This is a genomic window from Chelativorans sp. (genome assembly GCF_031180965.1).
GTDB lineage: Bacteria > Pseudomonadota > Alphaproteobacteria > Rhizobiales > Rhizobiaceae > Chelativorans.
Genome location: NZ_JAPSLH010000036.1, coordinates 13,563 through 37,938 on the forward strand (window position 1 = coordinate 13,563; position 24,376 = coordinate 37,938).

At 63.9% G+C, this 24,376-nt stretch carries 27 protein-coding genes; 17 read left to right on the forward strand and 10 right to left on the reverse strand.

Going from position 1 to position 24,376, the window contains the following annotated elements:
- Positions 1-3 precede the first annotated feature (3 nt).
- The 10 genes from phnL (at position 4) to RIN79_RS19435 (ending at position 5,251) form a co-directional block, all read left to right on the forward strand.
- Positions 4-711, forward strand: a complete 708-nt coding sequence (gene phnL, locus RIN79_RS19390) for a phosphonate C-P lyase system protein PhnL (RefSeq protein WP_309086346.1) — start codon at positions 4-6, stop codon at positions 709-711.
- Positions 708-1,334 (forward strand): DapH/DapD/GlmU-related protein, encoded by a 627-nt coding sequence (locus RIN79_RS19395; protein WP_309086347.1) that lies wholly within the window; start codon positions 708-710, stop codon positions 1,332-1,334. Before phnL ends, RIN79_RS19395 begins: the two co-directional genes overlap by 4 nt.
- A 235-nt stretch (positions 1,335-1,569) precedes the next feature.
- Positions 1,570-1,881, forward strand: a complete 312-nt coding sequence (locus RIN79_RS19400; protein WP_309086348.1) for a (2Fe-2S)-binding protein — start codon at positions 1,570-1,572, stop codon at positions 1,879-1,881.
- Positions 1,847-2,332 (forward strand): bacterioferritin, encoded by a 486-nt coding sequence (gene bfr / locus RIN79_RS19405; RefSeq protein WP_309086349.1) that lies wholly within the window; start codon positions 1,847-1,849, stop codon positions 2,330-2,332. Before RIN79_RS19400 ends, bfr begins: the two co-directional genes overlap by 35 nt.
- Before the next feature lie 68 nt (positions 2,333-2,400).
- Entirely contained in the window at positions 2,401-2,850 is a 450-nt protein-coding gene (locus RIN79_RS19410; RefSeq protein ID WP_375165985.1) for an ArsR/SmtB family transcription factor, read from the forward strand.
- Positions 2,847-3,320: an SRPBCC domain-containing protein gene (locus RIN79_RS19415; RefSeq protein ID WP_309086350.1), complete on the forward strand. Its 474-nt coding sequence runs from the start codon at positions 2,847-2,849 to the stop codon at positions 3,318-3,320. Before RIN79_RS19410 ends, RIN79_RS19415 begins: the two co-directional genes overlap by 4 nt.
- 14 nt (positions 3,321-3,334) lie before the next feature.
- Positions 3,335-3,802 (forward strand): SRPBCC family protein, encoded by a 468-nt coding sequence (locus RIN79_RS19420; protein ID WP_309086351.1) that lies wholly within the window; start codon positions 3,335-3,337, stop codon positions 3,800-3,802.
- 11 nt (positions 3,803-3,813) lie between these two features.
- Complete coding sequence (locus tag RIN79_RS19425) at positions 3,814-4,359, forward strand: SRPBCC family protein (RefSeq protein WP_309086352.1); 546 nt, start codon at positions 3,814-3,816, stop codon at positions 4,357-4,359.
- A gap of 107 nt (positions 4,360-4,466) precedes the next feature.
- Positions 4,467-4,889 carry a VOC family protein gene (locus tag RIN79_RS19430; RefSeq protein ID WP_309086353.1) on the forward strand — a complete coding sequence of 141 codons (423 nt, stop codon included), beginning with the start codon at positions 4,467-4,469 and terminating at the stop codon, positions 4,887-4,889.
- The gene (locus tag RIN79_RS19435) at positions 4,886-5,251 is read left to right on the forward strand and encodes a hypothetical protein (RefSeq protein WP_309086354.1); all 366 of its coding nucleotides are present in this window, start codon (positions 4,886-4,888) and stop codon (positions 5,249-5,251) included. The genes RIN79_RS19430 and RIN79_RS19435 overlap by 4 nt, the downstream gene beginning before the upstream one ends.
- On the opposite strand, the gene RIN79_RS19440 is transcribed toward RIN79_RS19435, so the two are convergent.
- From RIN79_RS19440 to RIN79_RS19480, 9 genes are all read right to left on the reverse strand, one after another.
- On the reverse strand, positions 5,252-5,773 hold the full coding sequence (locus tag RIN79_RS19440) for a GNAT family N-acetyltransferase (protein ID WP_309086355.1): 522 nt from the start codon (positions 5,771-5,773) through the stop codon (positions 5,252-5,254). It abuts the gene before it with no gap.
- Entirely contained in the window at positions 5,770-7,005 is a 1,236-nt protein-coding gene (gene coaBC, locus RIN79_RS19445; protein ID WP_309086356.1) for a bifunctional phosphopantothenoylcysteine decarboxylase/phosphopantothenate--cysteine ligase CoaBC, read from the reverse strand. Before coaBC ends, RIN79_RS19440 begins: the two co-directional genes overlap by 4 nt.
- A 12-nt stretch (positions 7,006-7,017) precedes the next feature.
- On the reverse strand, positions 7,018-7,428 hold the full coding sequence (locus tag RIN79_RS19450) for a type II toxin-antitoxin system VapC family toxin (RefSeq protein ID WP_309086357.1): 411 nt from the start codon (positions 7,426-7,428) through the stop codon (positions 7,018-7,020).
- Positions 7,421-7,660, reverse strand: coding sequence for a hypothetical protein (locus tag RIN79_RS19455; protein WP_309086358.1), 240 nt, complete (start codon positions 7,658-7,660; stop codon positions 7,421-7,423). The genes RIN79_RS19450 and RIN79_RS19455 overlap by 8 nt, the downstream gene beginning before the upstream one ends.
- Before the next feature lie 74 nt (positions 7,661-7,734).
- Positions 7,735-9,309, reverse strand: a complete 1,575-nt coding sequence (gene ubiB / locus RIN79_RS19460; RefSeq protein WP_309086359.1) for a 2-polyprenylphenol 6-hydroxylase — start codon at positions 9,307-9,309, stop codon at positions 7,735-7,737.
- Positions 9,310-9,316: 7 nt separating this feature from the next.
- Positions 9,317-10,093: a bifunctional demethylmenaquinone methyltransferase/2-methoxy-6-polyprenyl-1,4-benzoquinol methylase UbiE gene (ubiE, locus tag RIN79_RS19465; protein ID WP_309086360.1), complete on the reverse strand. Its 777-nt coding sequence runs from the start codon at positions 10,091-10,093 to the stop codon at positions 9,317-9,319.
- 151 nt (positions 10,094-10,244) lie between these two features.
- A complete protein-coding gene (locus tag RIN79_RS19470; RefSeq protein ID WP_309086361.1) occupies positions 10,245-10,904 on the reverse strand; it encodes a peroxiredoxin in 660 nt (219 codons plus the stop codon).
- Between the two features lie 169 nt (positions 10,905-11,073).
- Complete coding sequence (locus RIN79_RS19475; protein WP_309086362.1) at positions 11,074-11,946, reverse strand: prephenate dehydratase; 873 nt, start codon at positions 11,944-11,946, stop codon at positions 11,074-11,076.
- A complete protein-coding gene (locus RIN79_RS19480) occupies positions 11,943-12,695 on the reverse strand; it encodes a 3-deoxy-manno-octulosonate cytidylyltransferase (protein WP_309086363.1) in 753 nt (250 codons plus the stop codon). Before RIN79_RS19480 ends, RIN79_RS19475 begins: the two co-directional genes overlap by 4 nt.
- A 183-nt stretch (positions 12,696-12,878) precedes the next feature.
- Here RIN79_RS19480 and RIN79_RS19485 point away from each other — a divergent pair, with 183 nt between their 5' ends.
- From RIN79_RS19485 to RIN79_RS19515, 7 genes are all read left to right on the forward strand, one after another.
- A complete protein-coding gene (locus RIN79_RS19485) occupies positions 12,879-13,847 on the forward strand; it encodes a c-type cytochrome (RefSeq protein ID WP_375165986.1) in 969 nt (322 codons plus the stop codon).
- 178 nt (positions 13,848-14,025) lie between these two features.
- Positions 14,026-15,864, forward strand: a complete 1,839-nt coding sequence (locus tag RIN79_RS19490; RefSeq protein ID WP_309086371.1) for an extracellular solute-binding protein — start codon at positions 14,026-14,028, stop codon at positions 15,862-15,864.
- Positions 15,864-17,738, forward strand: coding sequence for an extracellular solute-binding protein (locus RIN79_RS19495; RefSeq protein WP_309086372.1), 1,875 nt, complete (start codon positions 15,864-15,866; stop codon positions 17,736-17,738). Before RIN79_RS19490 ends, RIN79_RS19495 begins: the two co-directional genes overlap by 1 nt.
- 54 nt (positions 17,739-17,792) lie before the next feature.
- Positions 17,793-18,890 (forward strand): microcin C ABC transporter permease YejB, encoded by a 1,098-nt coding sequence (locus RIN79_RS19500; RefSeq protein ID WP_309086364.1) that lies wholly within the window; start codon positions 17,793-17,795, stop codon positions 18,888-18,890.
- A complete protein-coding gene (locus RIN79_RS19505; protein ID WP_309086365.1) occupies positions 18,890-20,041 on the forward strand; it encodes an ABC transporter permease in 1,152 nt (383 codons plus the stop codon). The genes RIN79_RS19500 and RIN79_RS19505 overlap by 1 nt, the downstream gene beginning before the upstream one ends.
- Positions 20,038-21,666: an ABC transporter ATP-binding protein gene (locus tag RIN79_RS19510; RefSeq protein ID WP_309086366.1), complete on the forward strand. Its 1,629-nt coding sequence runs from the start codon at positions 20,038-20,040 to the stop codon at positions 21,664-21,666. Before RIN79_RS19505 ends, RIN79_RS19510 begins: the two co-directional genes overlap by 4 nt.
- A gap of 13 nt (positions 21,667-21,679) precedes the next feature.
- Positions 21,680-22,633, forward strand: a complete 954-nt coding sequence (locus RIN79_RS19515) for a glyoxylate/hydroxypyruvate reductase A (protein ID WP_309086367.1) — start codon at positions 21,680-21,682, stop codon at positions 22,631-22,633.
- Between the two features lie 20 nt (positions 22,634-22,653).
- Here RIN79_RS19515 and RIN79_RS19520 read toward each other — a convergent pair whose 3' ends face one another.
- On the reverse strand, positions 22,654-23,802 hold the full coding sequence (locus RIN79_RS19520) for a hypothetical protein (protein ID WP_309086368.1): 1,149 nt from the start codon (positions 23,800-23,802) through the stop codon (positions 22,654-22,656).
- Positions 23,803-24,376 lie beyond the last annotated feature (574 nt).

A 24,376-nucleotide genomic window follows, 5' to 3' on the forward strand; every position in this document is an offset into this window, starting at 1 on the left:
GTCATGGCCACGCCCCTCGTCGTTTCGGAACTCTCCAAGAGCTTCACCATGCATCTGCAGGGCGGCATCCGCCTCGCGGTTGTGGAGGATGTATCCTTTGCCGTGCGGGCGGGCGAATGCGCCGTTCTGGGCGGGCCCTCAGGGGCAGGCAAAAGCTCGATCCTGAAAATGGTCTACGGCAACTACTGCGCAAACAGCGGGCAGATCATCGTCACCCACCGGGGCGGACTTGTCGATCTCGTCGCGGCGGCTCCGCGTACCGTCATGGAAGTGCGACGGGAGACGATCGGCTATGTCAGCCAGTTCCTGCGGGTAGTGCCGCGCGTGCCCGCCCTAGACATTGTGGCCGAGCCCCTTCTGATGGCGGGCGAGACGCCGGAGGCGGCGCGGGCGCGCGCGGCCGCGCTGCTTTCCCGCCTCAATCTGCCGGAGCGTCTCTGGTCCCTGCCGCCCGCCACCTTCTCCGGCGGCGAGCAGCAGCGCGTCAATATCGCGCGCGGCTTCATCACCTCCCATCCCATTCTGCTCCTCGACGAGCCGACCGCCTCCCTCGACAAGGCCAACCGGCAGGTGGTGATCGAGATGATCGCGGAGAAGAAGGCCGCCGGGACAGCTCTGCTCGGCATTTTCCACGATCAGGAAGTGCGGGAAGCGGTGGCCGATCATATCATCGACGTCACCATGTTTGCGTCGAGGAGGGCCGTCGCATGAGCGTGAAGCGGAAAATGCTTGCGGAAGCGCCGACCATCGATCCGACGGCGGAAGTTTCGGATTCCACCCTCGGCCGCTACACGGAGATCGGCGCGCGCAGCCGTGTGCACGAAACGGTTCTGGGCGATTATTCCTACATGGTTCAGGATTGCGGAGTCTGGTGCGCCGTGATCGGAAAGTTTTCCAATATCGCCGCCGCGACCCGCATCAACGCCACCAACCACCCGACATGGCGGGCGACGCTGCACCACTTCACCTATCGCGCCTCGGATTATTGGGACGATGCCGAGCACGAGGACGAGTTCTTCGCCTGGCGCCGCAAGAACGTGGTCCATATCGGCCACGACACCTGGCTCGGCCACGGCTCGACCATCCTGCCCGGCGTGACGGTGGGTGACGGCGCCGTGGTCGGCGCGGGCGCCGTGGTCTCCAAAGACGTGGCGCCTTACACGATCGTCGGCGGCGTGCCGGCGAAGATCATCCGGCCGCGCTTCGAACGGCGGACGGCGGAACGGATGCAGGCGCTCGCCTGGTGGGACTGGGACCACCAGCGGCTGCGCGCGGCGCTCGACGATTTCCGCAATCTCTCTGCGGAAGCGTTCCTCGAGAAGTACGAGAGGTGAGCGGGAAGGCGGGGAGGGCTGCACCTCGTGGTCCTCGCCAGAGCCGGCGCGCCCTGCGGCATTTTTGCGCGCTCGGGGAAGCATGAGCTTTGAAGTCAGGTTTTGGTTGACATACATACCGGAGGGACGCTTTTATGCGCCCGTCCGAAGGAATGCGTTCCTAGATGCCTGGGCCTGGACCCATTCGTCGAGGGACGTACGCCCCGGGCGATGCTCCTGACCAGCCTGCGGAACCATGCTCGTCTGTCACTGCAACGTCATCACCCAGAAGGAAATCGAGGCGGCCATCGTCGAGATGCTCGACGAGGATGCATGGCAGCTCATCGTGCCGGCCAAGGTCTATCACGCGATGGCCAAGCGCGGCCGCTGTTGCGGCTGCTTCCCAAATGTGGTGGAAACGATCATTCGGGTGACCGAGGACTATCACCGCAACGCGGATACTGGCGATGCGGAGATCGTGACATATCTGGATCGTGTCCGCGCCTTGCGGGATAAATTCGGGAGCAAATTCAGTGAAAGGCGATACAAGGGTCATCGAGCGGCTTAACGAGGCTCTCTTTCTGGAGCTCGGTGCCGTCAACCAATACTGGCTGCATTACCGTCTGCTGGAGGACTGGGGCTACACCAAGCTGGCCCAGAAGGAGCGCGCCGAGTCCATCGAGGAGATGCACCACGCCGACAAGCTGATCGCGCGCATAATTTTCCTCGAAGGGCATCCGAATCTTCAGACCCTGGCGCCGCTGCGCATCGGCCAGAACGTCAAGGAAGTGCTGGAAGCCGACCTTGCCGGCGAATATGACGCCCGCACCTCCTACAAGCGCTCGCGCGAAATCTGCCAGGAGCTGGGCGACTACGTGACCATGAAGCTTTTCGAAGAGCTCCTGGAGGACGAGGAAGGGCATATCGACTTCCTCGAAACGCAGCTCGCCCTGCTCGAGGATCTCGGCGAGGAGAAATACGGCCTGCTCAACGCCCATTCGGCGAAAGAGGCAGAGTAAAGGGGGCTGGCGGCTTTCCCTAGTCGCTGGCGGAACGACGGCCAGCGGCAAAGCGGCCCTCAGAAGAGGTGAAGGCGACCTTCCAGGCCGCCTTTTTCATCCCTGAAGAAATCTTCAACCATACGGTTGACTATTCCGTCCATCCCGCTATATTAAACCACATGGTTGAGCAACACCCCGCAGCGCTGGACGCGATTTTTCATGCGCTTGCCGATTCCACCCGGCGGGCCATGCTGCGCGACCTCGCCGAAGGCGAGCGGAGCATCGGCGAGCTGGCTGCACCCTTCTCCATGTCCTTCGCAGGCGCCTCCAAGCATGTGAAGGTCTTGGAGCAGGCCGGGCTTGTGCGCCGCCGTCGAGCCGGGCGAACGCATTATTGCCGGCTCGACGCTGCGGCGTTGGCGGAGGCAGAGGCCTGGCTGCGCTACTACGAGCGCTTTTGGAACCGGAGCCTCGACACGCTGGAAGCGCTGCTCAGGGCCGAAGACGAGCAAGCGGAGAAAGGAAGGATGAAATGACCCGCCCGACATTTGCAGTGAGAGTCACCCGCGATTTCGCCTTCCCGCCCGAGCGCGTCTTCGACGCTTGGCTCGACCCGCAAAAGATCAGGGCGTGGTCCGAAATCACGCTGAGCGAGACGGAAACGCCGGCGGACATCCGCCGCGTGGAGGTGGACGCGCGCGTCGGCGGCCGCTTCACCTTCTCCGACATGCGTCCGGAGGGCGAGGCGGTGCATTGGGGCACCTATCTGGTGATCGACCGCCCGCGGAAGCTTGTGTTCACCTGGTTCACCTCTGACGAGGAAGAGCGGGAGAACAATTCTACCGTCACCATCACCTTTGAGCATGCCGGCCAAGGCTGCGTTGTGACGCTGGTGCACGAGATGAACCCGATCTGGGCCGAGTACGAGAAGCAGACCGAGAAGGGCTGGAGCACGATGCTCGGCCGGATCGAGGCACTGCTCAGCCGCCAATCGAACAAGCGCTAATCCGAGGAGACGAAATGGCAGTCGAACCCAGCGCAAAGGCGGAAATGCTCATACGCGAACCGGTTGCGGAGGTCTTCGAGGCCTTCATGGACCCGGAGATCACTTCGAAGTTCTGGTTCACCGGCGGCAGTGGAAGGCTGGAGGCTGGCAGGACCGTCACCTGGGAATGGTCGATGTACGGCTTTTCCATCCCGGTGCACGTGAAGGCAATCGAGCCAAACCGGCGCATCGTGATCGATTGGCCGGGCGACCAGGACAAGCTCACGCAGGTTGAATGGCTTTTCACGCCGCGTCCTGACGGCACCACCTTTGTCAGCATCACCAATTCAGGTTTTGCGGGTGACGATGCTCAGCGCGTGGAACAAGCCGTCGGCTCGACCGAAGGCTTCGCCTTCGTGCTTGCGGGATTGAAGGCTTATCTGGAGCACGGCATCCAGCTCAACCTGGTCGGCGACCGCTTCCCCGACGGTCTCGGCATATAACGGAGGCTTGCGTGAACACACCGCATCAATTGGCCAGCGGCGAGATTGTTGCGCCCGCAACGGTCCGCATCGAGCGGCGCCTGCCCGGGCCGGCCGAGCGCCTGTGGGAATATCTCACGCAATCGGAAAAGCGCCGGCTGTGGCTCGCGTCAGGCGATATGGAGGTTTTTGCCGGCGGCAAGGTGGAGCTTCTGTTCCGCCACGGCGAGCTTTCGTCCGAGCCGACGCCGGAGCGCTTCAAGCATTTCGAAACGAGCCCGCCGATGTTCGGCGAGGTTACCGAATGCGATCCCCCGCGGCTTCTCACCTATAGCTGGCCGGGCGACAATGGTGCGAGCGAAGTGAGCTTTGAGCTCTTCCCCGAAGGCAAGAACGTGCGGCTGGTGCTCACGCATCGGCGGCTCGAGAGCACCGAGGCCATGAAGATGGTGGCGGGCGGCTGGGAGGCCCATCTCGGCATCCTGGAAGATCGGCTCTCCGGCCTGCCGCCGCGCGGCTTCTGGTCGGCCTTCGCGCAGCTTGAGGAGCAGTATGCGAGAAAATTTGCTGCACGGTGAATGGGTGGGACCGCGAAGGTCTAAAGGCGAGCAATCGCCGCCGTGCGCGAGGGCTGGTCGCAGTGGCTCGACCAGCTGGCTAAAGCGATTTCAGAACAGGAGACGTCATGACCCAGGAGATTACACCGTTCCTCATGTTCCAGGGAGGCCGCGCGGAAGAAGCGATGCGCTTCTATGTCTCGGCCATCCCGAACTCGCGGATCGAGCAGATTGAGCGCTATGGACCGGGAGAGGACGGACCCGAAGGCACGGTGAAGCAGGCACTGTTCACGCTGAACGGCCGCGCCTTCATGTGCTTCGACAGCCCCGTATCGCATGCATTCACCTTCACTCCCTCGATCTCGCTCTTCACGACATGCGACAGCCCGGAGGAGGTGGATGAAGTTTACGGCAAGCTCTCCGAGGGCGGAGAAGTGCTGATGCCGCTCGATACGTATCCCTTCAGCCCGAGATTCGCCTGGATCGCCGACAGGTTCGGCGTGTCCTGGCAGATCACGGTCGCAAGCTATCTAAGGAAGGATGTCCCATGAAGCCGAAATTTGCCGGCGGTCGCAACATCGCCATGAAGGTCCCGCCGCATCAATATGATGCGACTGTACGGTTCTACAAAGAGGTCCTGGGCCTCGAGCAGATCGAGGAACTGCTGCCGTCCGTGGGATTCCGTTTCGGTTCCAACCAGCTCTGGATCGATCGGGTGCCAGGCATGAGCCAGGCCGAGCTTTGGCTGGAAATCGTAACGGACGACACCAAGGCGGCGGCCGAGCATCTGGCTGCTGCCGCAACGGTCCGCTGCGACGAGATCGAACCACTCGGACCCAATTTCGACGGGTTCTGGATTTCGAGCCCCGCCGCGATCATCCACCTGGTGGACGGAAAAACCACCTCCTGGTGATCAGCGGCGGCGCAGGATCACCGTCGGGTGGCCCTGATAAGTGGTACGGGCGGACTCGGCAAAGCCGAGCCGCCCCGCAAGCTTCAGCGAAGCCTCGTTCTCGGGATTGATGATGCAGGAATAAGTAGCGCCCGGGTGCGCCTTGCCGGCCCAGGAGAACACTGACTCCATCGCCTCCCGCGCGATCCCGCGTCCATGCACGGAGGGTACAAGCATCCAGCCTGCCTCGATGGTGCCCTTGAGCGAGGGCTGGATTTCCCGCCGCCTCTCCAGGAGGCCCACCTCGCCAAGGAGGGAGGCCGTGACCTTCTCCTCGACGATCCACATACCATAGCCGCAGAGCTTCCACATGCCGTGGAATTGCATGATCCGGCCCCATGCCTGCTCGCGGTTGATCGGCGTTCGGCTGGTGAAGCGGGTGACGGCAGGATCGGACCACAGGCTCTGATACGCTTCGAGGTCTTCCGGCCGATGCTCGCGCAGGACCAGCCGCTCGGTTTCAAGGACGGGGATGCTGCTCACGTCCCACCTCTTCCGACGAGCAGCTCCGCAACCTTTGCCGCGAGCCGCTGCGCCACCTCCTCTTTGGTCGCCTCCGGCCAGTCCTCTACGTGGTCAGCGCTGACGAGATGGACCCTGTTGCGGTCGCCGCCCATCACGCCGGACACCCCGATGCCGCTGTCATGCGAGACGTCATTGGCAATGATGAGATCCGCGCCTTTTTTCGCAAGCTTGGCACGGGCGTTCTCCACCACGTTCTGCGTTTCCGCCGCAAAGCCGATGACGAGGCGGGGGCGCTTCGCATGGTGGCCGACGGTCGCCAGGATATCCGGGTTCTCTGCGAGCTTCAGGGAGGGAGCCGCCCCGCTCTTGTCTTTCTTGATCTTCTCGCCAGCTTCCGTCTGCGGGCGCCAGTCGGCAACCGCGGCGACAAAAATGCCGGCATCGGCAGGAAGCAGATCTTCCACGGCTGCGCGCATCTCGCGTGCGCTTTCCACATGGATGGTAGAGACGCCCGCCGGATCGGGGATCGAAACGGGGCCGGAAACGAGATGCACCTTTGCGCCGAGCCTCGCCAGCGCCTCCGCGATCGCATGGCCTTGCTTTCCGGAGGAGCGGTTGGCGATGTAGCGGACCGGGTCGATCGGCTCGTGTGTCGGCCCGGAGGTGACGATGATCTTCTTGCCGGAAAGCGGCTTTTCGCCGTTGCCGAGCATCGCCTCGATCGCCGCCACGATCTCCAGCGGCTCGGCCATGCGTCCTTCGCCCGCCTCACCACTCTCGGCCATCTCGCCCTTGTTGGGGCCGACAAAGGCAACGCCGTCCGCCTTTAGCGTGTGAAAATTCCGCCGGGTTGCCGGGTGCGCCCACATCCTCGGGTTCATGGCGGGCGCCATCAGGGCGGGCTTATCCGTGGCGAGAAGCACGGTGGAGGCGAGATCGTTGGCAAGGCCATTGGCGAGCTTCGCCATGAGATCGGCCGTTGCCGGCGCGACGACGACAAGGTCCGCCTCGCGCGACAATCTGATATGGCCGATATCGTGCTCGTCCTGCCTGTCGAAAAGGTCGGTGAGGACATGGTCGGCCGATAGGGCGCCGACGGAGAGCGGCGTGACGAACTCTTGGGCCGCCTCGGTCATGATGCAGCGCACCCTCGCCCCCCGCTCGCGCAGGCGGCGGATGAGGTCCAGGCATTTATATGCGGCGATGCCGCCGCCGATGATGAGAAGAACGCGTTTTCCGGAAAGGCTCACCGGAGATTTCCTTCACGCCGGATTGAGGGCGGGCTCCACATCCGTATGGACGAAATCGCCACCCTTGAAAAGCAGGGGCACGCCCCGCGTCTTGGCCAGCGCATAGGCGAAGCAATCGCCCATGTTCAGATGAGCGCGATGCCCGGAGCCGCGCCCGTAGCGCGCATAGGCCGCTCTTGCCACCGTGAGATGTTGCCGGTCAAAAGCCACGATCTCCGGCTCCAGGAGATCTACCATCTTCTCAAGTCGCGCGGGCCCACGTTCGAGAGAGGGCTTCTGGGAGACGCAAAATGCCTCATGCAGTGTCGCGGCGCTGATTGCGATATGGTTCGCTTCATCCAGTGCTTGCCGAATCGACGCAGCTTCCTCCTCTCCATTGAGAACGGCAAAGAGCGCGGACGTATCGACGACGATGCTACTCAAAGCTTTCGTCCCACATCTCGTCGCTTATTGTCTTGAGATCGAACGGCTCCTTCGGCTTAACGGCGAGACGTTCCAATTCGGCCAGAACAGATTTTTTTCGGCCGCCCATTCCCAAACTCTGTGCCAGCCGGCGCCGCGCTTCCTCCTCCATGGAAATGCCGTGCTCGGCAGCGCGCTTGCGCAGCTCGCGTTTCACGTTCTCATCGAGATTTCGAATTGTCAGCGTGGGCATTTTCTCGCACATCCTCGCGACTAATATAAGCCAGCCCGCAGGTGACAGCAATGCTTGCACTGCTGTCGTTGCCGTCAGAATTGCTGCAGGACGAAAAGGAACAACAGGAGCGCGATCACCCACAACGCCACGCGGCCGGAGCGCGTATGTCGGGCCTCCGCCCGCCCAATGGCTTCCGCTGTCTCCGGATCGAAGCGAAGGCCCCGCTGGGCCATAAGGTCGATTTCGCGCGACAGCCGTTCGGTGCGTGCGGCGAGCTCCGGCGCCTGCCGGGCAAGCACGACGAGCGCCATGCCGGCCTCGCGCAAGTCCGAAACGGCCCCGCGCGGTCCGAGATTCCTCTCGATCCACTGCGAGACCACGGGCTCGGCTGCGCGCCACATATTGAAGTGGGGATCGAGCGTGCGTGACACGCCTTCGACCACGACCATCGTCTTCTGCAGCAGCAGAAGCTCCGGCCTGGTCTGCATTTCAAACAATTCTGTCACCTCAAAGAGCAGTGTCAGAAGCCGCGCCATCGAAATGGTCTCTGCCGGCTGGCCGTGGATCGGCTCGCCGATGGCCCTGAGTGCCTGCGCGAAAGCGGCAACGTCGTGATGACCGGGCACGTAGCCCGCCTCGAAATGCACTTCCGCCACGCGGCGGAAATCGCGGGTGATGAAGCCGTAGAGGATTTCGGCAAGGAAGCGCCGCTCCTTCTTGCCGATACGCCCGACAATGCCGAAATCGACAGCGACGATCGTTCCGTCCGCTTCCACGAACAGATTGCCCGGATGCATGTCGGCATGGAAGAAGCCGTCGCGCAGCGTGTGCCGCAGGAAGGCCTGGATGAGTACCGTGGCCAGCCGCTGGAGATCGTGGCCGGCGGCCTGCAGGGCCGCGATATCCGACATTTTGATGCCGTCGATCCATTCGAGCGTCAGAACGTCCCGGCCGGTGCGCTCCCAGTCGACCCAGGGCACGCGGAAGCCTGGATCCTCCTTCGTGTTCTCGTGCAGTTCCGAGATGGCGGCTGCTTCCAGCCGCAGGTCCATCTCGATCTTGGTCGTCTGCGCCAGCGTCTGAGTAACCTCGACCGGCCGCAAGCGCCGGGTGGACGGCGCGAACCGCTCCTGCAGGCGGGCTGCCAGAAAGAAGGACTCCAGGTCGTTGTAGAACCGGCGGCGCACCCCCGGCCGGATGACCTTTACGGCCACCTTCTGCATCTCGCCTCCCCGCAGGATCTTTGCCGGATGCACCTGGGCGATCGAGGCGGCCGCCACGGGCGGCCCGAAATCGCGGAAAAGCGTCTCCACCGGCGCACCGAGGGAGGCTTCTATCACCGCCCGCGCCTGCTCCTCCGGAAAAGTCTCCATCCGATCCTGAAGCGTGGCGAGATCGCGCGCAAGCTCATGGCCGACGACGTCAGGTCGGGTAGCCAGGAACTGACCGAGCTTGACGTAGGAGGGACCGAGCCGGTCGACGGCGATGGTCAGGCGCTCGGTGCGTCCGCGGCCGCTGGAGTGGCGTCGGGAGATCAGCTTCGCTACGCGCCACCCGAAGCGGGGGGCGCCCTCGAGCTGCTCGCCCGGAAAGGCCGCCACGACGCCCTCGCGCAGCAGAACCCAGCCCGCGCGGACGAGGCGGAGATATGCGCCGAGCGTGCTCATCGGGCGCTCAGATCTTCCAGGCGGAGTGGAGCGCGGCGATGCCGCCAGAATAGTCGCGCCAGGTCGCGCGAGAGAAGCCGGCCCGGCGGATCATGGCGGCGAAGTTGCTCTGGTTGGGGAATTTGCGGATCGATTCCACGAGATATCTATAAGGTTCGTCGTCACCGGCGACGGCCTTCCCGATGCGCGGGATCGCGTTGAAGGACCATGCCTCGTAGGCTTTGTCGAGAAACGGCATGTCCACCTCGGAGAATTCGAGGCAAAGAAAGCGCCCTCCGGGCCGCAGGACGCGGAAGGCCTCGGCCAGCGCCCTGTCGATATGCGGCACGTTGCGGATGCCGAAGGCGATCGTATAGGCATCGAAGGTGGCAGCCGGGAAGGGCAGTTCCTCTGCATTGGCCTCGACGAAGCCCAGGTTTTCAGCCAGTCCGCGCTTGGCCGCCCGCTCCCTGCCAACCGCAAGCATGGAGCCGTTGATGTCGAGCACGGTGACTTGCGCCTTCCTATCGGAGGCTTCGACAATGCGGAAGGCGACATCGCCGGTGCCGCCCGCCACGTCCAGCGCCTTGAAGCCTGGCCGTTTCGGCGGCGCAAGCCAGGACACCATCGCATCCTTCCAGACCCGGTGCAGCCCGGCGGACATGAGGTCGTTCATGAGGTCGTAACGTTCGGCGACGCGGTGGAATACGTCATCGACGAGACGCTGCTTCTCGTCCTCGCCGACCTTCCGGAACCCGAAAGCCGTTTCCATTCCGCCCGCAGCCGTGGTGCGCTGGTCCGACATGTCTTCTCGCTCTTGAACCGGCGCGACCATATCCGAACACCGGCCGACGCGCCATTCCGATTGGAGCGACTTAGAGCCGCGCGGCGCGGCGGATAAGAAAGAGGCGAGGCAGGTGCCTCGCCTCTCTTCGCCCGATCAGATGGATGCCGGGTCAGGCGGTCGGCTGCTTGGTTTTGCGCAGATAGGGGAGGATCGTCTCGAAGCTCCCGAAGCGTTTGATCGCATCCTCGTTGGAGACGGCCGCCGTGATGATCACGTCGTCGCCCTGCTTCCAGTTCGCGGGCGTGGCCACCTGGTGCTTGGCCGTGAGCTGGATCGAATCGATGGCGCGCAGGATTTCGTTGAAGTTGCGACCCGTCGTCATCGGATATGTCAGGATCAGTTTTATCTTCTTGTCAGGCCCGATGACATAGACGGAGCGGACCGTGGCATTGTCGGCCGGCGTGCGGCCTTCCGAAGACTCGCCCGCTTCTGCCGGCAACATGTCGTAGAGCTTTGCGACCTTCAGGTCGCGATCGCCGATCAGCGGATAGCTGACCCGATGACCGGTCGCCTTCTCGATGTCTTCTTTCCAGCGGTCGTGGTCCTGCACCGGATCGACCGAGATGCCGATAATCTTGGCGTTGCGCTTCCGGAACTCGTCTTCCAGTCCGGCCATGGCGCCGAGCTCCGTGGTGCAGACCGGAGTGAAATTCTTCGGATGACTGAAGAGAACGGCCCAGCCGTCACCGATCCATTCGTGGAAGCGGATCGTGCCATGTGTGGTCTCGGCAGTGAAGTCAGGCGCTGTGTCGTTGATGCGAAGGCCCATGGCGTGTCTCCCAGAGAGTTTTCTTTCCCTAAGATAGGTCCCTCGGCGCGGACTATTGAGGATCGGCATGCGCGTGCATCGCGCGGGAGGGGAAAATCCTTCTTGCGGCGTAGGCTAAGCTGGAAGATTGTTCTAGCACTGTGGGTTCCGCTGCCGGCCTCTGCTCCGCTCAGTCCTCGTCCTCGCTTTGCGTTGCGCGGAACGGGTGGCTTTCATAGACGCCCAGGATCCGCACTTCGCGCGAGAAGAAACGCAATTCCTCCAGCGCGAGGGCGAGGTTCCGGTCCTCTGGATGCCCCTCCACATCGGCGTAGAAGAGGGTGGAGAAAAATTTTCCGCCGAGCTGGTAGCTTTCCAGCTTCGTCATGTTCACGCCATTCGTGGCGAACCCGCCCATGGCTTTGTAAAGCGCCGCCGGCACGTTGCGCACCCGGAAGATGAACGTGGTGATCATGCCCTGGTCGGGCGAGCGGCGTTCCGCCCAGCTCTTCTCCTTGGACAGCACGACGAAGCGCGTAACGTTGTTGTCTGCGTCCTCGACATTCTCCGCGACGATATCGAGACCATAGAGGTCGGCCGCCAGCCGCGGGGCGAGGGCGGCATGCGAGCGGATCTTCTGCTCGGCGATGATGCGCGCCGCACCTGCCGTATCGCCCGCTACCATCGGTTCCCAGCGATGCCTGCGGATCACCTTGCGGCACTGCCCCAGCGCATGGATGTGGCTGTAGACGGTCCTGATCTCCGAGATGTCCACGCCCGGCAGCACCATCAGCTGGAAATGGATCGGCAGAAAATACTCGCCGACGATATGCAGCCGGGAGTGGGGCAGCAGGTAGTGAATGTCGGCCACCCGCCCCGCGAGCGTGTTCTCGATCGGGATCATGGCGAGATCCGCCTTGCCCGTCTCGACAGCATTGAACGCGTCCTCAAAGGTCGGGCACGGCAGCGGCTCCATGTCCGGGAACATGTTGCGGCAGGCCGTATCCGAATTGGCTCCAGGCTCCCCCTGGAAGGAGATCCTGTTCGTCCGCCCTGTAATCATCTGGAATATCCGGTGCTGGAAAGGATCTGCCGTGCCCGCTCAAGATCGGCTGGCGTGTCGACGCCAAGCGGCACGGAACGGACGATCTCCACGTCGATGCGCATTCCCGCTTCGAGGGCCCGCAGTTGCTCGAGCCTCTCGCGCTGCTCCAGCGTGGCGGGGGGCAGCGCCACGAACCGCTCCAGGGCCGCGCGGCGATAGGCATAGATGCCGATATGATGATAGAGCGGCCCCTCGCCCCAGGGCGCGGTCGCGCGCGTGAAGTAAAGCGCCCGCAGCCGCGTTCCGCCGGCCCCGCCAAGAGGCGCGCCGACGATCTTCACCACATTGGGATTGGCCTTCTCCTCCTCGTCCTCGATCTCCACGCCGAGCGTGGCGATCTCCGTCTGCGCGCCTTCCAGCGGCCGCATGACGGCGCGGATGTCTTCCGGCGGGATCGTGGGCAGATCCCCCTGCAGATTGATGATGATCTCGGACGTTCGGCCAGGATCGAGCGTCTGCAGCGCTTCGAAGATGCGGTCGGAGCCGGATTGGTGGTCGGCGCGGGTCATCACAGCCTCGACCCCCTCGGCGCGAGCGGCGTCAGCGACCTCCGGCGTGTCCGTTGCCACGACGACGCGGCCGACGCCGCTTTCCACGGCGCGTGCCGCTACCTGGGCGATCATCGGCTTGCCGGCAATGTCGGTGAGCGGCTTTCCCGGCAGTCGCGTGGAGGCCATGCGGGCCGGTATCAGAATGATGGCTGTCATGGAGGAAGGCGTTCAAAAAAGTGGCAAAAGGTCTCAGTTACCGAGAGCCTTATATGTGTTGCTTTGCCGAAGCAAAAGACCTAGTTTCCGCGCGATTTTACCGGCAGCGGCCGAAAGCGGGAAGCGGGCGCCGAGTGGTTGCGGCGCGCCTGCGGGCATGTGGAGAAGGGAGCCTCACGGCGCATGGATTCTTTCGAGCTCAACAAGATCATCGGCGCCTTCTTGGGTGTCGTGTTTGTCGTCTTCTCCGTCAGCCTGATTTCCGATGCCATCTTCGCCTCCCACGCGCCGGAGACCCCTGGCTATGCAATCGCGGTGCCGGAGGGCCAGGCCGCAGGCGCGGGCGGCCAGGCGCCGGCTGCCGAGTCCGTGCTGCCGCTGCTCGCCTCCGCCGACCCTTCCGCGGGCGAGACCGTGTTCAAGCGCTGCCAGGCCTGCCACACGCCCGAGCAGGGCGGCCCGAACAAGGTCGGCCCCAATCTCTGGGGCGTGGTGAACCGCCCGGTCGCCAGCCATGAAGGCTTCAGCTATTCGGGCGCGATGAAGGAGTTCGCGCAGGGCGGCCAGGTCACCTGGACCTATGAGCATCTCGATCATTTCCTGCTTGACCCCAAGGGTCTGGTGCCCGGCACGGCGATGGCCTTCGCCGGCCTGAAGAATGTGCAGGACCGCGCCAATGTGATCGCCTATCTGCGCTCGCTGTCCGATCAGCCGGCACCGCTGCCGGAAGCAGCCCCTGCCGAAGCTGCCGGTGCCGACGGCGCGGCTGTGCCGGCCGAAGGCGGCGCTGAAGGTGCGGCTGCTCCGGCCGAAGGCGGTGCCGCAGCTCCTGCCGAAGGCGGACAGCCTGCTCCTGCCGCGGGCCAGCAGCCCGCCGCGCCGGCGGAAGGCCAGGCGCCCGCTGCAGGTCAGGCACCCGCGCAAGGCGGAGCGGCCCCAGCGCCGAGCACGGCGCCTGCGCAAGGTGGAGCAGCCGCTCCCGCGCCGGGCGCGGCGCCTGCGGAAGGCGGTGCTGCGCCTGCCGGGGGCGCCGCTGCTCCGGCTCCCGCCCAGCCGGAAGGCGGAACCGCGCCCGCCCAGCCGGAGGGCGGAACAGCACCTGCGCCGCAAGGTGGCACACAGCCTGCCCCAGCGCCCGCGCCCGCCCAGTAGCGGGCCTCGCCGAGACATCACGAAAAAGCCGGCTTTGGCCGGCTTTTTGCATTTCTGCCGGACATCTGATTGCCTTCGGCGGCGGATGGGCTACGTTCGAAAAAAGCATAAAAAACGGGAGTGACGCAGGATGCCGAGCGGCTTTGCCGGACAAGGGAGAAGAGTGATCTTCGCAGCCATGGCTTTGGCCTTTCTGGCAGGGACCGTCAGCGCCCAGGAGTGGCGCACGACAAGCTCTCTCATAGATCCGGAAGCCGAGACGCAACCCTTCGAACGCTATGACTATGTCAATCCGCAAGCGCCGAAAGGCGGGACCCTGAACGCGGTGGCCTTCGGCACTTTCGACAGCTTCAATCCGTTCATCGTTCGCGGTACCTCGGCCGCGGGTCTCACCGATTTTGGCGGACTGCTCTGGGACACGCTGATGCAGCAGTCGACTGCTGAGCCCGGCACCAGCCATCCCCTGGTGGCCGAGGCTTTCAAATACCCGGACGACTATTCCTCGGCCAGCTATCGCATAAACCCCGAAGCGCGCTGGCACGACGGCAAGCCGATCACCGCGGACGACGTGGTCTGGTCGCTGGAAAAGCTGAAGGAGATCAGTCCGCTTCACGGGCACTACTTTGCCAATGTGAAGGAGGCGGTGGCCGTGTCGGAACGCGAGGTGGAGTTCCGCTTCGATCAGGCCGGCAATCGCGAACTGCCCCACATCATGGGCGATCTGCCGGTGCTTCCGAGGCACTGGTGGGAAGGCACGGATGCCGAAGGCAACAAGCGCGACATCACGCAGCCGACGCTCGAGCCGCCGCTGGGCAGCGGCCCCTACAGGATCGCAAGCTTCCGTCCCGGCTCCGAAGTCATCTGGGAGCGCGTCCCCGATTACTGGGCGGCGGATCTCCCTGTTGCGGTAGGCCGCTACAATTTCGACCGCCGCCGCTTCACCTATTTCCAGGATGAGAACGCCGCCTGGCTGGCCTTCACGAAAGGTGGCCTCGCCGACATTCGCGTTGAAAACAGCTCCCGGCGCTGGGTGACAGGCTACAATTTTCCGGCGGTCCAGGCGGGCGATGTCATCATGCGCGAGTTCCCCAATGGCGGCGCGCAGCCCATGCAGGCGTTCGTGTTCAACATGCGCGAGCCGCGATTCCAGGATCGCCGCGTGCGGCAGGCACTGACGCTGGTTTACAATTTCGAGGACCACAATCGGACGCAGTTCTTCGGCAAGAATACGCGAACGCCAAGCTTCTTCCATGGTACAGAGCTTGCTGCCACCGGACTGCCGCAGGGTCGAGAACTGGAGATCCTGGAAGAATTCCGCGACAAGCTTCCGCCGGAGGTATTCACCCAGGAGTTCAAGCTTCCGGTCTATGAAACTCCCCAGTCGGAACGGCAAAATCTGCGCCAGGCTGTCCAGCTTTTCCGCGAAGCCGGATGGGTGTCGCGTGACGGGCGCATGGTGAACGAGCAGACGGGAGAGGTCTTCACGATCGAGTTCCTCGGCCGTGGGCCGACCGACGAGATCATATTCGGCGGCTATATCGAGGATCTTCGCAGGCTGGGCATCCAGGCGTCGCTGCGCATCATCGACGCGTCCCAATATGTGAACCGCGTCAACGAGTTCAATTTCGATGCCGTGACTGGAATCTTCCTGCAGACGCTATCCCCCGGCAACGAGCAGCGTGAATTCTGGAGCTCGGCGGCGGCCGAACGGCCGGGCTCGCGAAATCTGGGCGGCATCAAGGACCCCGTCGTCGATGCGCTGGTCGACAAGATCATTTTCGCCAAGGACCGCGAGGACCTCGTCGCCACGACCCGGGCCCTCGACCGGGTGCTTCTCTGGAACTACTACATGGTGCCGCAATACCACCGTCCGGTGGTCTGGATCGCCTATTGGAACAAGTTCGGCATTCCCGAGAGGCAGCCCGAATATGTCGGCGCGGACACGGAGTCCTGGTGGATCGATCCGGAACGGGAGGCGGCGCTTGCAGCCAAGTACAGGAGCCAGAACGGACGGTGATGACCTTTCCTGCGCTGTCCCGCCGTCATTTCTTGAAGATGTCGGGAGCGGCCGCGGCCGCTCCGCTCCTTCCCCGCAAAGCCTTCGCCGAAGTGGCTACCGGCGTGCCGCTCCACGGATTGTCGGCCTTCGGTGACCTCAAATACCCGGCTGATTTCACCCATTTCGGGTATGTCAGCCTTGATGCGCCGAAGGGCGGCACGTTCAATTTCCAGCCCGGCTACTGGTTCTTCAACCAGAACGTCCAGACCTTTAACACGCTGAACAGCTTCGTGCGCACCGGCGATGCGCCCCCACGCATGGAGATGTGCTTCGACAGCTTGATGGCGAGCGCATGGGACGAGCCTGACGCGGTCTATTGCCACGTGGCGGAAACCGTGACGCTTTCGGAAGATCGCAACAGCTTCACCTTCAAGCTGCGTCCGGAAGCGCGCTTCCATGATGGGTCGCCGATTAGTGCAGAGGACGTCGCGTTCAGCTACAATCTCCTGAAGGAGAAGGGGCATCCGGACTTCCTTCTGACGCTGGTGGAGATGACATCCGCGGAGGCGACGAGCCCAAACGAATTCCGGCTGACCTTCTCGGGAAAGCAGTCCGATCGTACCATCCTCGATGTGGTCGGTTTCCCGATTTTCTCTAGGGCGTCGCTGGAAGGAAAGGCGTTCGACAGCTCGACGCTCGAGCCGCTGCTGGGTTCCGGCCCCTACAAGGTCGGGCAGTTCTCGCCCGGGCGCTACATCGAATACGAACGGGTCGGCGACTATTGGGCCAAGAATCTGCCCACCGGCCGCGGCCTCAACCACTTCGACCGGGTGCGCATCGAGTTCTACAGCGACCGCAATGCCGCCTTCGAGGCGTTCAAGAAGGGCGACATCTTCTGGCGCGGCGAGTTCACCTCGCGAGTGTGGGCAACCGGCTACGATTTTCCAGCGGTTCGCGACGGCCGCGTCGTCAAGCGCGAGTTCCCCTCCGAACTTCGGCCCTACTTCTACTGCAAGGCGCTGAACCAACGCCGCGAAAGGTTCCGCGATCCGCGCGTGCGGGAAGCGATCGCCCTCTGCTTCGACTTCGAATGGATCAACAAGAACCTTTTTTACGGACTCTACGACCGCTCTCATTCCCCCTTTGAGCAGTCGCCGTACAAGGCGGACGGCCTGCCGGGTCAGGAGGAGCTTGCGTTGCTGGAGCCCTTGCGCGGCAAGATCCCTGATGCCGCATTCGGCGAGGCGGTCCTCCAGCCCTCCTCAGATGGCAGCGGCCGCGACCGGCGGATGCTCCGCCGCGCCCGGGAGCTTCTGGAAGAGGCCGGCTGGCAGAGCCCGGATGGAGTGCTTCACAACGTGGCCGGCGAGCGCTTCACTTTGGAATATCTGGTCAACGACGAGACATTCCTGCGGATCGAGCCGAGTTTCATCGCCAATCTGCGTGCGATCGGGATCGATGCGCGCATGCGTCAGGTGGATCCGACGCAATACCAGCTGCGCCGGGTAAGCTTCGATTTCGACCTGATCGACATAGCCTTCTCATTGGGCGCCACACCCACTTACGACAGCCTCGTGCAGTTCTTCCATTCGCGCACATCCGCAGTCGAGGGCTCTCACAATTATCCCGGAATGGCCGATCCGGCCGTCGATGTTCTGATAGAACGGGCGGGCGCGGCACAAACGCGCGAAGCCTTCACCGCTGCTATGCGAGCGCTCGATCGGGTCTTGCGCGCGAGACGCGACTGGATTCCAAATTGGCACACGCCGAATCACCGGGTGGCATACTGGGATATGTTCGGCTTCAAGGAGCCGAAGCCCGACTACTTCTTCCCCACGGAGGCGCTGTGGTGGTACGACGAGGAAAAGGCAAAGGCGATTGGGAAAGCATAAGACCGGCGTGACTCTCCTCCCCGCTAACACATCACCGACCGGGGCAATCGGCTGATGGGCGCTTACATCCTCCGCCGCCTGCTGCTCATGATCCCGACCCTTTTGGGGATCATGGCGATCTCCTTCATCGTGGTTCAGTTCGCGCCTGGCGGTCCGGTGGAGCAGGTGATCGCCCAGGTGACCGGCCAGGCCGGCGGTGCCGACGCACGCATCTCCGGCGGCGGCGGGGACATCGGCGCGCAAAGCTTCGAATCGGCCGGGGGCACCTCCCGGTATCGCGGCGCCCAGGGCCTCGACCCAGAATTCATTGCCCAGCTCGAAAGGCAGTTCGGCTTCGACAAGCCGCCGCTGGAGCGCTTCGGCCTGATGCTTTGGAACTATATCCGCTTCGATTTCGGCGAGAGCTATTTCCGCGACATCTCGGTTGTCGACCTCATCCTCGAGAAGATGCCGGTGTCCATCTCACTCGGCATCTGGATCACGCTCATTTCCTACGGCATCTCGATCCCGCTCGGCATCCGCAAGGCGGTGAAAGACGGCACGCCCTTCGATGTGTGGACCAGCGGTATCGTCATAATCGCCTATGCGATTCCGAGTTTTCTCTTTGCGATCCTGCTGATGGTGCTGTTCGCCGGCGGGTCCTTCTTCGACTGGTTTCCGCTGCGCGGGCTGACATCGGACAATTGGGCCTCGCTCTCCTGGCCCGAGCGGATCCTCGATTATTTCTGGCACCTGACCCTGCCGCTGACCGCCCTCGTCCTATCCGCCTTCGCCACGACCACGCTGCTCACCAAGAACTCGTTCCTGGACGAGATCCGCAAGCAATATGTGGTCACCGCCCGCGCAAAAGGTCTTTCGGAGCGGCAGGCGCTCTACGGCCACGTTTTCCGCAACGCGATGCTGCTGATCATTGCGGGCTTCCCCGGCGCCTTCATCTCCTCCTTCTTCACCGGGTCGCTACTCATCGAGAGCATCTTCTCCCTCGACGGACTCGGCCTTCTCGGCTTCCGGTCGATCATCGACCGGGACTATCCGGTCGTCTTCGCCACGCTCTACATCTTTTCGCTCATCGGCCTCATCGTGAGCCTCATCTCCGACCTCACCTACACGCTGATCGATCCGCGCATCGATTTCGAGCGGAGGGATGTCTAGTGTCGGACATCCAGTCCAAGGCGCAGGTGGAGCGGGTGCGGCAGCAGGTCGCCCGTCCCTGGCTTTCGCCGATCAACCAGCGGCGCTGGCAGAATTTCAAGGCGAACCGCCGCGGATACTGGTCCTTGTGGATCTTCCTGGCGCTCTTTGTCCTTTCCTTGCTTGCCGAGTTCATCGCCAACGACAAGCCGATCGTCGCCTCCTACAGGGGCGAGATCCTCTTCCCCGTCCTGGTGGATTATCCGGAAGAGAAATTCGGCGGGTTCCTGGCCGTCACCGACTATCGCGATCCCTTCATCCAGGACGAGATCAATGCAAATGGCTGGATGATCTGGCCGCCGATCCGCTACTCCTATCGCACGGTGAACAGCGAGATTCCGGAGGCGGCGCCGGCCAAGCCGTCCTGGCTCTACACCAAGGAGGAGCGGTGTTCCCGCTACCCGCTGGGTGTCGACGACCCCAACTGCACGATCGGCAACTGGAACTGGCTCGGCACGGACGACCAGGCGCGCGATGTGCTTGCGCGGGTGATCTATGGTTTCCGCATCTCGGTCCTCTTCGGCCTGATCCTGACCGCCTTGTCCGCCGTCATCGGCGTGTCGGCGGGTGCCGTGCAGGGCTATTTCGGCGGCTGGACCGATCTCCTCTTCCAGCGCTTCATCGAGATCTGGTCGTCCATCCCTGTCCTCTACCTCATCCTCATCATCGCCGCCGTGCTGCCGCCGGGCTTCTGGATCCTGCTCGGCATCATGCTGCTTTTCTCCTGGGTTGCCTTTGTCGGTGTGGTGCGGGCTGAATTCCTGCGCGCGCGCAACTTCGAATATGTGAGTGCGGCGCGCGCCTTGGGCGTGCCGAACCGCACCATCATGTGGCGCCACCTCCTGCCCAATGCGATGGTCGCCACGCTGACCTTCCTGCCCTTCATCCTCAATGGCTCGATCACCACGCTGACCTCGCTGGACTTCCTGGGTTTCGGCCTGCCGCCGGGCTCCCCCTCCTTGGGTGAGCTTCTGCGCCAGGGTCAGCGCAACCTGAACGCCCCCTGGCTCGGCATCACCGGCTTCTTCAGCCTGTCCATCATGCTGTCTCTCCTGATCTTCGTCGGCGAGGCGGTGCGCGACGCCTTCGATCCGCGCAAGATCTTCCGATGACCTCTTCCCTCCTCTCCATTCGCGACCTCTCCGTTGCCTTCGCGCAGGGCGGCAGGGAGACGCTTGCCGTCGACCGGATCTCCTTCGATATCCTTCCGGGCGAGACGGTGGCTTTGGTGGGCGAATCGGGTTCGGGCAAATCTGTCACCGCGCTCTCCGTGCTGAAGCTTTTGCCCTATCCCTCGGCAAGCCACCCCTCCGGGCAAATTCTCTACGAGGGGCAGGACCTCCTCGACAGCGACGAGACGGATCTGCGGCGCGTGCGCGGCGACGATATCAGCATGATCTTTCAGGAGCCGATGACCTCCCTCAACCCGCTGCACACAATCGAGCGGCAGGTGGGCGAGGTTCTGAAGATCCACCGCGGCATGGGCGACCGCGCGGCGCGGGAGCGCACACTGCAGCTGTTGAACCAGGTGGGCATTCGCGAACCTGAGAAGCGGCTCGACGCCTTCCCGCACCAGCTTTCCGGCGGACAGCGTCAGCGCGTGATGATCGCCATGGCGCTGGCCTGCGAGCCTAAGCTGCTGATCGCCGACGAGCCGACCACCGCGCTGGACGTGACCGTGCAGGCGCAGATCCTGGAGCTTCTTGCCGGCTTGAAGCGCCAAAAAAACCTATCCATGCTTTTCATCACCCACGATCTCGGCATTGTCCGCAAGGTGGCGGACCGAGTCTGCGTCATGACGCGCGGCAAGATTGTCGAGAGCGGGCCGACCGCAGAGATTTTCGCCAATCCGCGGCATGAATACACGCGCCATCTGCTCGCCGCCGAACCGAAGGGGGAGCCGCCGCAGGCGGACCTTTCGGCGGAGAAGGTGATGGAGGGGGACGAGGTCAAGGTCTGGTTCCCGATCAAGCGCGGGTTTCTCAGGCGCACCGTCGACCATGTGAAGGCGGTCGACGGGGTGGATGTGGCCGTGCGGGCCGGGCAGACCCTGGGCGTGGTGGGGGAATCGGGCTCGGGCAAGACCACGCTCGGCCTTGCCCTGTCGCGGATGATCTCCTCCGAGGGCGAGATCCGGTTCCGGGGGCGGCGGATCGACGGGCTGTCCTTTCGCGAGATGCGGCCCTTGAGGCGGGAGATGCAGATCGTCTTCCAGGACCCTTTCGGCTCGCTGAGCCCCCGGATGTCTGTGGCGGAAATCATCCAGGAAGGGCTGAAGATTCACGAGCCGAGGCTTTCGGCGGAGGAGCGCGACGCGCAGGTGGTGGGCGTCTTGACCGAGGTCGGGCTCGATCCGGAGGCGCGGTTCCGCTACCCGCACGAATTCTCCGGCGGGCAGCGTCAGCGCATCGCCATCGCCCGGGCGATGGTACTGAAGCCCAGATTCGTGATGCTGGACGAGCCGACCTCGGCGCTGGACATGAGCGTGCAAGCGCAGGTGGTCGATCTCCTGCGCGACCTGCAGAAGCGGCACAACCTCGCCTATCTCTTCATCAGCCACGACCTGAAGGTGGTGCGCGCGCTCGCCAACGAGGTGATCGTGATGCGCAACGGCAAGGTGGTGGAGGCGGGCACGGCGGACCAGATCTTCCGCGAGCCGCGCACGGAGTACACGCGGGCGCTGATCGCCGCCGCCTTCGAGATCGCGGCGGCCCCCACGGGCGTGGTGAGCGAATAGCCAGGGAGGAATCATGACCGAGAAGCCGGCCGCCGGCCGCATCCTGCTTTCCGTGACGGGCATGTATCCGCAGCGCTGGTACGAGCTTCTGTCCCGGGCGCGGCCGGTGGTGCTGGAGCCGGAGGGCGAGGCCGACCCGACGATCCACTATGCGGTCGTGTGGAAGCAGAAGCGTGGCGTCCTGAAGCGGCTGCCGAACCTGAAGGTGATCTTCTCGGCCGGCGCGGGCGTCGACCATCTGCTCGCCGACCCTGAGCTTCCGGACGTGCCGATCGTGCGCGTGGTGGCGGAGAATCTTACGCAATACATGGTCGAATATGTCTCATGGCGCGTGCTCGACCATCACCGCCAGGGATTTGCCTACCGCGCGCAGCAGGCGCAGAAAATCTGGCACGAGCCGCACCAGCCGCCCGCCGGCGAGGTGGCCGTCGGCATCATGGGGCTGGGAGAACTCGGCGGGGCAGCGGCGAGGGCCCTCCTGGCGCTGGGATTTAAGGTGAACGGCTGGAGCCGGCGGGAGAAGCGGGTGGAGGGCGTCACCACTTTTCATGGCGAGGCGGGACTGACGCCCTTCCTCAATGCCACGGATATTCTCGTGGTGCTCCTGCCGCTCACGCCCGCCACGGAGGGTATCATCGACCACTCTGTGCTCAAGCGGCTGAGGCAGAACGGGCCGCTCGGCGGACCTTGCCTCGTCAATGCCGGGCGCGGCCGGCTGCAGAAGGAGGCGGACATCCTGCGGGCGCTGGAGGAGGGCGTTCTGAAGGAGGCGAGCCTCGACGTCTTCGAGACGGAGCCGCTTCCGGAAAAGAGCCCGCTCTGGACGCACCCGAAGGTTTTTGTGACGCCGCATGCGGCGGCGACTTCCGATGCGGCGCAGCTGGTGCCGCTGATGCTGGCCCAGATAGAGGCCTTCGAGCGCGGCGAGCCGCTCAGGAACGTGGTGGACCGCGAAGCGGGCTACTGAGCGGCTCGGCCCTTTCTCAGTCACTCGGCGGCGGCGGTGCGCGTCGAGAACTCGAAGCTTTTCGTCAGCCGCACGCCGAGCGCATGGGTGTCGATCTCCGCCTCGCGCGCGAAGCCGTAGCCGAGGCTGACATCCACCCCGTTGTCGAAGGTGTAGCCGCCGGAGACCTGCGCCAGATAGTCAGTCTGGTCGTCGCCGCCGTCGAAATCGAACTTGCGGATCGTGCCGGCGATCTCGCCGTGCCAGGGGCCGCTGGCGAGCGCCAGGCCGGAGGTGACATAGAGCGCGTCGTCGAGCGAGCCGCCGTAGTTGGAGAAATAGGCCACCTCGCCATTGAGCGCGAGGCTCGCGCCGTTGCCGAGGTCAAGGCTCTGGGCAAGGCCCGCGGCAAAGCCGTTCTCGTCCTCCGGGTCGCCGAGACCGGCGGAAAGGTGGCGGTAGCCGAGGTGATAGGAAAAGCCGGAGAGGCCCGGAAAATCCTTGCCGTCGAGCGTGACGGAGAAATTGTCGAGCTCTTCGGTATTGCCCGCGCCGCCGTCGATCACGTCGAGGCGCCCGCGGCGGGTGAAGACGGATTCGGAAAGGGCGGTCGTGTCGGCGAAGAAGACATTGGCGCCCAGCGTATGGGTGCCGTGGCCGGCGGTCTCGAATGTGTAGGCGAGGCCGAGGCCAAACTGCTCGGAGAGCTCGTAGTCCTCCGCGAAATCGGTGCCGTAGACGCCGGGCGTGATGTCCCATGCCGTGCCGAAGCCCGGGCCGAACTTGCCGGCCACGACGGAGAATTTGCCGAGATCGGCCTGGAGGTTCAGCGTATCGACATAAAGGCCCATATCGCCGAAATGGCGGTCCTCGAAGGGCCCGGGGTCCTCCACGGCTTCCAGCGTAAGGCCGGCATTGATGGAGAAGATCGGCGTGAGGCCGACGGTGAGGCCGAGCCAGGCCTCGAAGAAGAGGTCGTTGATCTCGTTGGCCGGATCGTCGGAGCGGAAGACATAGTCATCGCCCAAGGTCAGTTCGAGCACTCCGTCCACATAGGGGTAGGTCTCGGCGGGCATCGGCCGGCCGGCCCCTGCGGAGTCGGCCGCCGCCGCGGGCGGGGCGGCAAGAACTCCCGCCGCAAGAAGCGTCCCTGCGGCAAGGCCGGCTTTGGAGTTGCGTAGAAACGGCATGAGGTCCCCCGGTTCTGGTCTTCTCTATTCGGAAAACTCGGCCGCCCCGCGCCGGAAGTCCGCCCGCCGGACAGGCGGCCTGAGCTTCGGCAGGCGCCGCGGATGCGTGGAATGGAATGGAAGCGGGGAATGGGCGCCCGAGCCGGCCCGATGGTCCGGCAGCCCGCTCCGCCGAAAGGGAATTGCGCCCGAATCATCCGGTGTGTCATCCGCCCCGCTCCGTGACTGTCGCATGGCCAGTGCACTGCAGCAATAGCCCTGCCGCGCCGCGCGGCCGACCTGCTGGAGGCCGGCAAGGACGCTTTTCCGCCCTCCGCCATGGCTCCGGGCGTTCGTCGCTGGAAGGGAAATCACCGGCCTTTCCTGGTTTCGGCTAGCACTCATCGCTGCCACGCCCGGCTTTCGCCGTCTGGCCATTGAGGAAGGTGGGAAGCGGGGCGCGTGATCCGTGCCTCTCTGTTAGTTTAGGTGGCGCGTCTCACGCGCCCCGCCGGCCGCTGTCCCGACATTGGCCGGTCACTCGGGTTTCTCTTCCGTCCCGGCTGCACCCAATGAAGGGGGTGGTCTTTGCCGG